The sequence below is a fragment of the Calothrix anomala FACHB-343 genome (assembly GCF_014696435.1).
Classification (GTDB): Bacteria; Cyanobacteriota; Cyanobacteriia; order Cyanobacteriales; family Nostocaceae; genus Aulosira; species Aulosira anomala_A.
In genome coordinates, this window is sequence record NZ_JACJQG010000121.1 from 1 (window position 1) to 12,218 (window position 12,218).

7 protein-coding genes and 1 pseudogene are annotated in these 12,218 nt (G+C 40.7%); 7 read left to right on the plus strand and 1 reads right to left on the minus strand.

Annotated features, from left to right (window positions below; genetic code table 11):
• From H6G08_RS35990 to H6G08_RS36020, 7 genes and pseudogenes are all read left to right on the plus strand, one after another.
• Positions 1 to 241 (plus strand): Zn-binding domain-containing protein (locus tag H6G08_RS35990; protein ID WP_190551972.1); only part of this gene is annotated, 241 nt, incomplete at its 5' end.
• A gap of 367 nt (positions 242 to 608) precedes the next feature.
• Positions 609 to 1,415, plus strand: coding sequence for a ParA family protein (locus tag H6G08_RS35995; RefSeq protein WP_190551974.1), 807 nt, complete (start codon positions 609 to 611; stop codon positions 1,413 to 1,415).
• 2 nt (positions 1,416 to 1,417) lie between these two features.
• Positions 1,418 to 2,530: a ParB/RepB/Spo0J family partition protein gene (locus H6G08_RS36000; protein WP_190551976.1), complete on the plus strand. Its 1,113-nt coding sequence runs from the start codon at positions 1,418 to 1,420 to the stop codon at positions 2,528 to 2,530.
• 329 nt (positions 2,531 to 2,859) lie between these two features.
• Entirely contained in the window at positions 2,860 to 5,082 is a 2,223-nt protein-coding gene (locus H6G08_RS36005; RefSeq protein WP_190551978.1) for an AAA family ATPase, read from the plus strand.
• 166 nt (positions 5,083 to 5,248) lie between these two features.
• A complete protein-coding gene (locus tag H6G08_RS36010; protein ID WP_190551979.1) occupies positions 5,249 to 6,190 on the plus strand; it encodes a ParM/StbA family protein in 942 nt (313 codons plus the stop codon).
• 127 nt (positions 6,191 to 6,317) lie between these two features.
• Entirely contained in the window at positions 6,318 to 6,623 is a 306-nt protein-coding gene (locus H6G08_RS36015; protein ID WP_190551981.1) for a hypothetical protein, read from the plus strand.
• A 194-nt stretch (positions 6,624 to 6,817) separates the two neighbouring features.
• A pseudogene (locus H6G08_RS36020) lies at positions 6,818 to 6,967 on the plus strand (transposase); the annotation flags it as partial.
• A 66-nt stretch (positions 6,968 to 7,033) separates the two neighbouring features.
• On the opposite strand, the gene H6G08_RS36025 reads toward H6G08_RS36020, so the two are convergent.
• The gene (locus H6G08_RS36025) at positions 7,034 to 11,605 is read right to left on the minus strand and encodes a Calx-beta domain-containing protein (RefSeq protein ID WP_190551983.1); all 4,572 of its coding nucleotides are present in this window, start codon (positions 11,603 to 11,605) and stop codon (positions 7,034 to 7,036) included.
• Positions 11,606 to 12,218 lie beyond the last annotated feature (613 nt).

Consider the following 12,218-nt stretch of genomic DNA (forward strand, 5'->3'; position numbering starts at 1 on the left):
AAAAGAAACTAGAACAATTGGCTACTTTTTTGACACTTGTGAAGGTGGTAATGGAGCAGCAGAAGCTATCTTTTCTGACTTGACCAATTTCGCTGCTAAAGCATATGGGCTAGCATCTGAATGTGATTGTGAAGCAGGTTGTCCAAGATGTCTACATTCAACTGGTTGTCCGCAACATAATGAAGCACTGCATAAAGATTTAGGTTTGTTTTTGTTGAATGCAATCAGCCAAGTAGCGTAGAACGCTAACAAGCAATCCCAAGAGCAATTCTAATAAGATGAGTAAATTGAAGATTTCTGAGATGTCGTATTTTAAAATACGACATCTGAAAAAGTTTCAGTGGTAGTTAGAATATTGATTTTGCCAGCATTTATTCTAATCAAATGTTGTAGCTTTTTAATATGTTGGGATTACTTTGACAATTCTTAGAGTGTCAAAATAGTAGCTATGCACTTCTAGCAAGACATGATATGGTAGCAGACACAACTGCCTATCTTAGTTCTAAAGACAATTGTCTCAATTAAGGGCGTTTTCACCAGAAACATCTTTAAAAGTAAATATTTGATAGAGTGATGTCGAATTTTAAAATTCGACAAAAAGTAATCTTATGAAGCAGATAGTTATCTCACTTTTGGCAAATGCAGGCGGTGTAGGGAAAACTACGCTTAGTGTACATCTTGCTTATGAAATGAGCCGACGTGGCTTTTCAGTAGCAATGATAGATCTAGATCCACAGCGTTCTTTAGATGTATTTTGTGGTCTAGCTCCAGCAGAACCATCCAAGACTTTAGTAGAAGTTTTATCGAAGGATTTCAAAGGAAATTGGTCTCTTGCTCCAGTCTGGAAAGATTTCAATGTCAATGTAGAAGTTTGTCAAGGACATCCACTATTAGCTGAGATAGCGAACGAATTGGTAATTAGGAAACGAGGAGAGTACGCACTAAGCGATCGCCTCAAGAGTTTTCCATTACCCCATAACTTAATAATTTTGGATTGTCCAGCCACCTTGGGGATGCTCAATGTCAATGCTTTGGCAGCGTCAACACATATTTTGGTACCAGTGCAATTAGAAATGAAAGCTATTTCAGGTTCAGCTGAATTAGTAGAATGGTGTATTTCCACAGGAGAAGAATTACATCTTGACCCTAGACCACCAATTCTAGGTTTTGTACCCAGTATGTATGATGAATCCGTAGCAATGCATCGACAATATTTGGAGCAATTGCCAGAAATTGCCAATCAGTTACACTTGAAGCTTTACCCCAAGGTTCGTAACTCAAATGAATTCAAAAATGCTAGCGCTCACGGCTTGCCTTTACAAGCCTACCGTCCCAAGCATCCTGCTTGTAAAGATTTCAAACCAATAGCAGACGATTTAGCAGCTTTGATCAAAGATAAAAAGGAGAAAAAGTAACTGTGGCTTTACCAAAAATTGCTGACAGATTCAGTGGCGCAATTCAAAAGACAGATCAAGAACAAAAGATTACCGAGCTTCAGGCAGAAGTGGAGCGCCTAAGAGCTACCCAATCCCCAGATTTAGAAATTGAACTGCAAAAACTTCGCTCCCAGCTACAAAATCAATCAGGAGAAGTTGAAATCGACTTAGACCTGATTGATCCCAATCCCAACCAACCTCGGCAGACAATTACATCAGAATCAATTCAAGCGAAAGCACGTTTACTCAAAAAGCATGGGCAAATTTCTTCAGTTATCCTGGTACTTCAGGAAAACGGACGCTATATGCTGCTTGATGGTCAGTTGCGTACTGAGGGTGCAAGGGTTCTAGGATGGAAAACCATTCGTGCTGTAGTGGTTCCAATGCCTAAAGACTTAACCCAATCTGCACTTATTACTTTTCTTGGTTTTGAGGATTTGAACCCTTTAGATAAGGCAGAGGCAGTATTTAAAGAAGTAACTAAGTCTACAGATTTAACAATAGATGAAATATTTACACTTTTAGGAACAGTACTTAAACGAATAGAAAGAGATGGTAACAGTAAAGAACTAACAAATCTCATCAATGTTAGTACTGAAAAGCAGCAACAAGGTTTAGAACAGTTAGGAGTTATGGATACAGAGCAAAGTCTACTTTTAGCACTGTTAGAACTAGGCTTAAATCCAAGTTCTGTAAAAGCTAATCTTATGCCAATGCTATTCTTACCTCAAGATTTGAAAGATGCAATTAGGCAAAGGGGCTTGAAGGGCGCTCACGCTTTAGCATTGGCAACACTTTCAGCAAAAGGACTTGACATAAAGGAAGAACAAGCAACCTCTGAGCGAATTACCGCCACAAATAAAGTATTAAACGAAAACTTGACAGTCCCAGAAACCCGTGAACTGATTAAAGCAATTAAGGATAAATATTTAAAGCACAAAAAATCTGAATCGAAAGAAGTAAAAGCTGTAATTCAAAAAATCAAGGAACTATCTGAGGATTCGCTACAGGGAGCTAGCCATGAACAGCTTCAACAGTTACGAACACTACTAGAACAAAAGTTAGTAGCGCTCTCTAAAGTTCTCAATGCTTAAATTTAACTTTGCTACTTTGAAAACCTGAATTTTGCTAATTAAGCTCAAGCTGACAGAAAAAATGGAAGTAATATAGCCTGAAAATTTCAGCTACCACAACGAGCAGATGTAATGCCAGCACATAATTTTTTCAATAATTACGCTTTCCATTCAAAGTAGAACACAATAAAGATTGATTCTTACAGGTATTGAGCTAGAGCTACTAAATTTACAGTTGATATTGCCAAAAAGCGCGGTCTAGTTGCAAAGATTTTTATAATCTTGCAAAAACCGAGCTTTTTTAATGAGTCAGATTTTTTTAAATTTGCTTCTACAGGGATTGCCAATTTATGGACTTATTCGATCAGCATCTAGCCCAAGTCACAGCAGTGGAAGCTCCACTCGCAGCGCGAATGCGTCCTCAAACCCTTGATGAATTTGTTGGTCAAGACCATATCCTCGGCACTGGAAGGCTGCTAAGACGTGCCATAAGTCTAGACCAACTATCCTCACTAATATTCTATGGGCCACCAGGTACTGGTAAAACAACTTTGGCGCGTGTGATAGCTAATACAACTCGCGCTCATTTCATTGCTATTAATGCCGTACTATCTGGAGTTAAAGAAATTCGCGCCGCCATTGAAACCGCACAAGAGCAACGCAAATTCCACAACCGCAGGACTATCCTGTTCGTCGATGAAGTTCATCGGTTCAATAAATCTCAACAAGATGCACTGCTGCCTTGGGTAGAAAATGGCACAGTTATTTTAATTGGCGCAACCACAGAAAATCCCTATTTTGAAGTGAATAAAGCGCTAGTCAGTCGTTCGCGGATTTTTCAGCTTAAACCATTAAAGGATGAAGACTTGTACCAAATTGTTGAGCAAACACTAAATGATTCTCAACGTGGTTACGGCAAGCTGAAAGTGCAGATTGATGATGATGCGTTAGCTCACCTAGTTAATGTTGCCAATGGTGACGCTCGTTCTTTATTGAATGCTTTGGAATTAGCTGTAGAGACGACATCAGCTAATTCTAATGATGTTATTCATATCACTCTGGCAGTCGCCGAAGAATCAATTCAGCAGCGAGCTGTTTTATACGATAAAGAAGGTGATGCTCATTTTGATACTATCAGCGCCTTCATTAAAAGCTTACGCGGCTCAGACCCCGATGCAGCACTATACTGGCTGGCGAAAATGGTGTATGCAGGTGAAGACCCACGCTTTATCTTCCGCAGAATGTTGATTCTTGCTAGTGAGGATGTGGGACTAGCTGACCCCAATGCTGTTGTTGTAGTCAATGCTTGTGCCGAAGCATTTGATCGCGTTGGTATGCCAGAAGGACGATATCATCTAGCGCAAGCAACACTTTATTTGGCAACTGCACCAAAGTCAAACAGCATTATGGGCTTTTTCGATGCTTTGGCAGCTGTTGAGAGCGAAAGGTCAGCAGATATCCCCAATCATCTCAAAGATGCTAATCGAGATAAAAAAGGATTTGGGCATGGAGCCGGCTATCTATACCCTCATGCTTACCGAGACCATTGGGTGGCGCAGCAATACTTGCCTGCTAGCTTGCAAGGACAAGTATTTTATCAGCCATCAATGCAGGGATTTGAGGAAAAAATTAATGCTCAAGTTGCCAGCCGCCGTGAAGCTCAACTAGCTGCTTTAGTAGAAGGAATGGGTGTTGCTCCTCTAGAAATTCTCACTTATGGCAGTATTGACCAAACTACTGAATTATGGATACAACGTACTCTTTCTCAAGTAGGCACGCAATTAGCTACAGTACGCGATCGCATTTTCACCTTAGCCCAATTACAACGTCATCATTTGGTTTTGGATTTAAATGCAGGTAGTGGTCTACTCACCTGGGAAGCAATCCGCCGCGTCGTGGAAGGTGGAGTTTATGCTTGTGTTCATACTCAAAATGATGCTCTTGTTCTAATTGAACAAGCAGCAGCACTTCCACAACTGATGCGTCCAGTGATATTAAATACCCAAATCACTGAACTACCTGCTGTGTTAGCTTCACAAACGCCAGGAGTAATATTTGACTACATTATTGGTCGCAATGTATTGTTTGCCCAAGCAGATAAAGCGATCGCGTCCCAAATTATAGCTAAATTACTGCCTCCTTCAGGAAAAATACTGCTGGCAGAGTCGATACCACGCCACGCACAAAGGCTTTATCGATTAATTGAGCCAGAAAAGTTGGATAAAAAATTGTATCAGCGTTTAGTTATGGCTGAAGAAGCTATCTACTCAAATCAGTCAGACCCGATGTTGAACTGGGATGCTTTTGATTTGCAGCAAGCTTTTGAAGATGCAGGGTTAGCAGTCGAAGTATCAGTTGAGCAGAACACAACACCAATACACATTACCTCAGGCTTTATTGATCGCTTGTTTAGAGCTAATGCAAATCGACCCAGTTATGGTGAGCGACTAGCTCAGAATCTGACATCTCTTGAAATACATTCTCTAAATGAGCTATTTATGCGCTCCTTGCTCAATCAAACAGTCAGTTGGATGAGTTCTACTGCTTTTTTGAAAGCAGCGTACAAAATTTGACATTGTTAGCAGTCTACAAAAATTTTATGGGGTATAAGCAGGTGCTATATATACCCCATAAATACCTGAGAATTTTTATGCTCAATTTAACCCCTATTTAGGATATATATAGGTAGTACTTAGGGTATTTTTGACTCATTAATACTTTATACCCCACTTGACCCCCATGACCAACATTCACACCTTACAAAAAATTTTTCCCGCCGGCTTTGATAACGGTTACGGTAGCATCAAACTTTTAGTCGATGGCTTTGATGTTGTTCGCGTCCCCAGTTATATTTCTTCTGTTGATATGGAAGATGTCCCAGGTAGGGTAGTTTTCAATGGTACTGCCTACACCGTCGGCGAATCTGCTTTTCGTACAGGTTATCATTTTGAACGCAATACCGACAGCAACGAAAATAAAGTCAATAATGCACTGATTACATTATTGGGTGCCTTGGCACATCTGCCACACCGTAAGGCTTGGCATTTAAAGTTAGTCGTCAGCCTACATGATGTTGGTTTGGCATCCGAATTGAAACAAGTACTCAACGGTGAATACCAACCAATACTTGCTGGCAAAGTTTCAGAGGTAAAGATTGAAGTACTCAAAGTCGTCCCAGAGGGAATGGGTGCATTGTTTGGGCAACAACTTCCCCCAAAATTAACCGTTTTAGACTTTGGCAATGGTACCACTCTGTATTCCCGTTACAGTCAAGGCAAGCGTGAAGTTCACACTCCTTATCCCACGGGTGTAGAAGTCCTCATAGAGGATATCTCCCAAAAGATGAAACATCTTAATGGCGGTAAAATCGGTGACCCATCAAAGATTCGATTTTGTCTAGAAATGGGACATACCAGGTATAGCCGTGACATTGATATCAAAGATGTCTACAGTGCTTGTTTAAAGGACTGGTACGAAAAATACTTGAAGAAAGTTGTGAATCTCACACTTGATGCCAAACACGCTGGAGACGAAATTTGGGCGATTGGTGGAGGTTGTTTGTTACCTGGATTTAAGAAGTTATTAGAGAAGAATGGGTTCAGAATTCTGGATAATCCGGTAGAAGCTAATGCTTTTGGTCTCCTAGAAATGGCTAAAGCAATTGTCAAAAAGAATACCTAATACCAATTTGAAAAAAGAATGCGACAGATATACAGCCTTAAACGCTTGTCCTGTCTTGATTCTTAATGCATGAATTTTGAATGAGCGAATTTTGAATTGGTATAAGCATACTTTGTAGAAGATAACAATGGCAGACAAACAAGACTCAACCCCAGAAAAAATTCGTATTAAAGACAGCTACCGTGAACGCATATTTGCAGAATCACAACAATTAGATAAAAGTTACCTAGAGACGCTTTACTTTATCATTGATTGCTATTTTGCGTTTAAAAAAGGTGCATTCCCTATATATCCAGCAGTCCCACATACACCTGTTGTTAGTCCTAGTGCTACAAAGCAAAACCTAGAAGAACAGTCTACTCCAACGCCATCTACACAAGAAATTCAAGAAACTTCAGATGGCGAAACTTTCACTCTTGATTTTGATTTGTAACCAAATGGCGTGTGTGGGGTTCGCACCCCCAGCTACCCCGCTATTTTCTTTACCCAGTTTTGGAGAAAGAAAAAACTAAGAAACACTAACTCTATGAAATCTATGATCTGCTCACAGCAAGGGTTTGTCGTAGGTAATGTCGCACAACACTTTTGTGTGGTCGGGGCTACGGGCGCGATCGCGTCGGAACATCAGTTCTTCCTCGACGATGGGTGGTAGAGCGAACTCTCGGTTGGTTAGGGCGGTATCGACGATTGAGCAAGGATTATGAGTATTTGCCAGAAACTGAAGAAGCCTTCATATACTCAACAAGCTTACGTACTTTGCTTAGTAGGTTGGCATAAATTTTACTTTTCAGATATCCTGTAAGTCACAGTAATAGTGGGCTAAACCTTATCAAAGCGACTTTGCTATTGCCCTTTGCTTTTAGGTACTCGTATCTGCGTCTTTGTATATGTGACATTACCTGCACTATCAGTAGCACTATAGGTAAGAGTGTAAATTCTACCCGTACCACTGCCAGAGCGTTCTGCTCGCAAAAAGATGCGTCCGTCTGCTCGAATTTCAATATCACCTGCTGTATCACCGTCACCAAGACCATTGTCTGGTTCGTTACTAGTAATAGATATTAATTTAACTACAGGATTGATATCAAAATCATCACTCACTTGGGTATTAACCTTGATTTCGACCATTTTATGGTTAGGAGGCCAAAGTTCGGCAGGAGATGCAGTTACTTTGAGTACAGGTGATTCATCATCGTCCACAATTGTAGCCACAGCAGTATTATCAGTGATAGTGGCATTAATCGCTTCGCTGAGATTAATGCTGAAGAATTCATCGTACTCATCTTGGCGATCGCCAATGATGGCGACAGCTATTGTCTTAGTTATTTCTCCTGGCGCAAAGGTAAGGATACCGCTATTGGCTAGATAATCACTGCCAGCAATGGCTGTACCATCAGCAGTTGCGTACTTAACGCTAATTGTCTTCTCACTCATCACATTGAGACTGACAGTGAAGTTCATATATGAAATGCCGTCATGTCCTTCAGTAATAGTTTTATCTGCAATGAATAGTGCTGGGGGTTCGTCGTTGTCTGCAATTGTCACCGCACCTACAGCATGTTCTGCAATAGTAGCGTGAAGAGCATTATTTAGTTTCAGGAAGAAGGTTTCGTCGTATTCGTCAATGTTATCGTCTTGAAGTTCAATTGTAATGGTTTTGGTAGTTTCTCCTGGCGCAAAGGTAAGAGTACCTCTGGTAGAGATGTAGTCCTTACCAGCAGTAGCAGTACCGTTGACAGTGCTGTAGTCTACTGTAATCTCTTTAGCACTGGTGCCAGACAAGCTCACGGTAAATGTTACTTTTGCTGTACCGCTTTCAGTGGTGGTAATGGTTTTTTGTTGGATTGTCACTACTGGCGGCTCGTCGTTATCTAGGATAATACCCGTGCCAAATTCATTGACAATTGTGGCATTAGTGACATTGCTTAGTTTGAGGAAGAATGTTTCATCATATTCATCCAGAGTATCGCCAATCAGTTCTACAGTAATTATCTTGGTCGTTTCTCCCGGGGCAAAGGTCATAATACCTTCAGTTGCTATGTAATCGCTGCCGGCTGTAGCTGTCCCATCTACGGTAGCAAAATTAACGCTTATTGGTTTAGCACTCAAAGCATCGAGGTTAACGGTGAAGATGGCATAAGTAGTGCCGTTATCTCCCTCAACGATAGATTTATTAGTGATAGTGAATGTTGTGGGTTCGTCATTATCCAAAATTATCCCCACGCCAGTAGCGTCAGCAATGGTAGCGTTAGTAGCATCGCTCAAGTTGAGGAAGAAAGTTTCGTCAAATTCATCAGTGCGATCGCCTGGAATTGCTACTGTAATGGTTTGCGTAGTTTCACCAGGATTAAAGCTAATTTTTCCTGTTTTAGCTAGATAATCGCTGCCTGTAGTTGCAGTGCCATCAGCAGTGGCGAAGTTAGCAGTTACAGTCCGCAGGCTGGGTTCTGATAAGCTAGCAGTGAACACAGCGAATGTATTGCCGTCATCACCTTCGATAAATGAGATGTCGTTAATAGACAGTGTGGGTAGTTCTTTAACTATCACAGTTAATATATTTTGGGACATCCCACCATCATCATCGGTGACTGTGAGAGTGACATTATATTTGCCGTTAGTGCTGTAAATATATGTTGGGTTAAGGTCGCCAGTAACAGTGTTGCCATCGCCAAAGTCCCAAACAATGGTATGGGTATCTTGGGTGCCAGGGTCGGTGAACTGACCTGCAAAGGCAACTGTTTCGCCAACATAGATAATTTGATTGTCGCTCCTTGAAGTTACTGTAGGTGCAACGTTGTTGACATTGACAGCAAGCGTAGAGGATGTGGCAGCGCCTTCATCATCAGCGACTGTTAGGGTGACTGTGTATGTACCGTTGTCGGCAAAGGTATGGCTGACATTTTCACCAGTGACGGGGTTAGAACCATCACCAAAGTTCCAAGTGTAGGTGAGGCTGTCGTTACCTGGGTCAGTTGCGGTGGCGCTGAAGTTAGCAGCTGTGCTTTCGTTGACATTTGTATCGCCAGAAATATTAGTAATAGTTGCTGCCAAGTTGTTGACTGTGACTGCAAGGGTTTCTGTAGTGATTCCACCGTCCCCATCGCGGACTGTTAAGGTGATGTTATAAGTACCGTTCTCAGCAAAGGCGTGTTGTACGGTTTGACCTGTAACAGTTTCGCTGCTATCCCCAAAATTCCAGGTGTAGGTGAGGCTGTCATTTGCGGGATCTGTTGCTGTAGCGCTGAAGGTAGCTATTTCACCTTCATTTAGCTGTGTTTTAGCAGAGATGTTGGTAATAACGGGGGGTAAATTATTAACGGTAATTGTGGCAGAGGCTGTATTTGAGGTTAAACCTTGGTTGTCTTGGACTGTATAGGTAAAACTATCTGTGCCGACAAAGGTAGAATTTGGGGTAAAAGTAATTGTCCCGTCTGGGTTGATTGTAACTGTGCCGTTGGTTGGTTGATTGGCGATCGCTATTGTTGATGGATTTAAAGTACCATCAATATCGCTGTCGTTAGCAAGGATGGCGATCGCTACTGGCGTATTTTGATTGGTAATGATGGTGTCGTTGTTGGCAACAGGTGGATTATTGGCTGCTGGGGTAACTGTGATGCTGACAGCTGCTGGGTTAGAAGTTTCCCCGTTGTTGTCTTTAATGGTGTAGGTAAAAGAATCAGTACCGTTGAAGTTAGCTTTGGGAGTGTAGGTTATTGTGCCATTGGAGTTAACTGTAACTGTACCGTTGGTTGGCTGAGTGGCGATCGCTAGTGTATTTTGATTGAGGGTGGTGTTGGTGCGATCGTTTGCTAGAACATCTATACTAACGGGTTTTCCTTGTTCAGTAGTTGCAGTGTCATTATTTGCAGATGGTGGATTACCTGCTTCACTCAGCAAGACAACATCATCTAAAGTAACGCTGCTATCTACTTGACCAAAACCAAGTAAATCAAAGTAAAGTGTGGCGAAAGTTCCAGCTTGCAGACTGCTGATATCAATGTTGACAGTTAAAGGTGAGCCTAAACTACCAGAAATTTTGACTTGCGCTGCTGTGAAAATTTCCCCATCATTTTGAATATTTAGCAGTGCATCAGTTTGGGTGAGTCCAGTGACAGTTCCTAACAGAGTTGTCATGGTTTGGGTGTTGAGTAAAGCCACCTCAAACGCATCGGGAGGATTGAGAGAAGTACTACCTAAATTAGCGCTGAGAATCTTAAATTGTAGAGTTTTTGCACCTTGAGGAATAACAAAACTTTGAGATAAACCACTGTTGAGATAGTCACCCTCATCGATTTTGGCAGCTTCATCGACAATCGAAATATTACCGCGTAGGTTCCAACCAAATTGAGAATTGCTTGGGTTATTGATGTTGAAGCTACTGTTAAGAATACCTCCAGTAAGGCTAGTTAGCTGATTGAGATTCAAAATATTTAATGAGTTCGTATTGACAGCATTCAGAACTACTGTATTTTGAGTAATACTATTAGGCTGTACAAATGAATCATTCGTTGCAAAATTCAATGATAAAGGTTGAGAGGATATAACCTTGGGTAAGACAGTCACACTTGGAGAATGTGGGATGCGTCTGACTCCAGTGGATAAAGTAGCACTCATCAATTGATGAGGTGTAATACTTGCATCGATATCAGGTAAACCAAGAACGTGACCAAGTTCATGAGTTAGTACAGTTAATAAATCAACCCTACCAAAAGCGGGGCTACTTTCATCAGCCTGGAATTCATCGTTGGAAATTGAGGAATTAAACTCACTATTTTCTGAAGGGGAAGAATCGATATACCATCCGTGACCAGCAGCATCTTGATCGATTTTGATAGTTAATCCTTCGGTTAGCGCAAGAGTTGAATCTGCAAAATCAGTGACTTGAAATTGGATATTGCTCAATTGGTTCAACTGATTTGGTGTGAGACCTAAGTTATTCCATCCTGATACGGCTTGATTTTTTAACAGTTCTAATGTGTCTTGTGTAAGTAGCTCAGGCGAAATAGCTAATAAGTTTGGCAACACAAATTCAGCAATTAAAGGTTGACTCTGAACAAATTCAATATTGTCTAGTAAAACTTCACTGTTAATAATGAATCCTCGATTGTCAACTATTTCAAAGGTTAGAGTACCAATTTGGCCGCTAATTCCCTGAGTACCAAAAGACTTGTTATAAGTTATGAATCCAGATGTTTTGGATTCTAAGGAAACTTGGTCGAGAAGTTTGTCGTTAAAGTAAATGTTTAGAACTTCATCTTTACCAGTATCAGTAATTTGGTAATCAAATTTCAAACTTGAAGCATTTTTAGGAACAAATAAACGATTATGAGTTGCTTTACTTCCTGTTGACTCAAGCTTTAAAGCATAATTATTTTCAGAAACTTTGACTAAGTTATCAATATCAACATAAGTCAAAAGATTGTTTAGACTATAAAAAGGTGCGACTACTCCATTATGGAAACTCCAGCCAGGAATTTCATCAGAACCAAAAGGAAAACGACTAGTTAGATGTAAAGTTCCATTTTCAAAATCGCCATTAAAAACTGTAGGAACAGCAGGAGAGCCAGGTTTATAAGGTACTTCTGTATTGTTATCATCAATTCGTATTTTGATAGCATTGGGATTGTTTAAAAGATATTGAAGACCTCCTGTAGCCGAAAAAGCCCAACCTGTTCCAATTCCTTCCCACGGAGCAGTAGATAAATCGTTAATAAAATCTTGTTGTTGAGTATACCAAGGAGTTATCTTCGGAATGTACCACTGTTTTTGATTTCCATCAAATCCCTCAAAATTTTTATCAATTATTCTACGAAAAACTGTCTCTTTACTATCTTTTTCAAACTCGGTTACACCTAAGTTAGTTGTGCCACCATACCATCTCCATACTCTACTATGAGTACCCCCAATACGGTCGTCTTTAGTAAGAGGGTGTTTGAAAAGTTTTTAGGGGTCAAATTTTATGCTAGCCGCCTCACCATAATACGGATCATAGCAAGGTAGATAAAGGTTTCTGAAGTTTCGGGTAATA

What these genes read in the sequence shown, in the direction of transcription:
- H6G08_RS36015 (WP_190551981.1), top strand. Translation starts at nt 6,318, where the DNA reads ATGGCAGACAAACAAGACTCAACCCCAGAAAAAATTCGTATTAAAGAC.
- H6G08_RS35995 (WP_190551974.1), top strand. Translation starts at nt 609, where the DNA reads ATGAAGCAGATAGTTATCTCACTTTTGGCAAATGCAGGCGGTGTAGGG.
- H6G08_RS36010 (WP_190551979.1), top strand. Translation starts at nt 5,249, where the DNA reads ATGACCAACATTCACACCTTACAAAAAATTTTTCCCGCCGGCTTTGAT.
- H6G08_RS36005 (WP_190551978.1), top strand. Translation starts at nt 2,860, where the DNA reads ATGGACTTATTCGATCAGCATCTAGCCCAAGTCACAGCAGTGGAAGCT.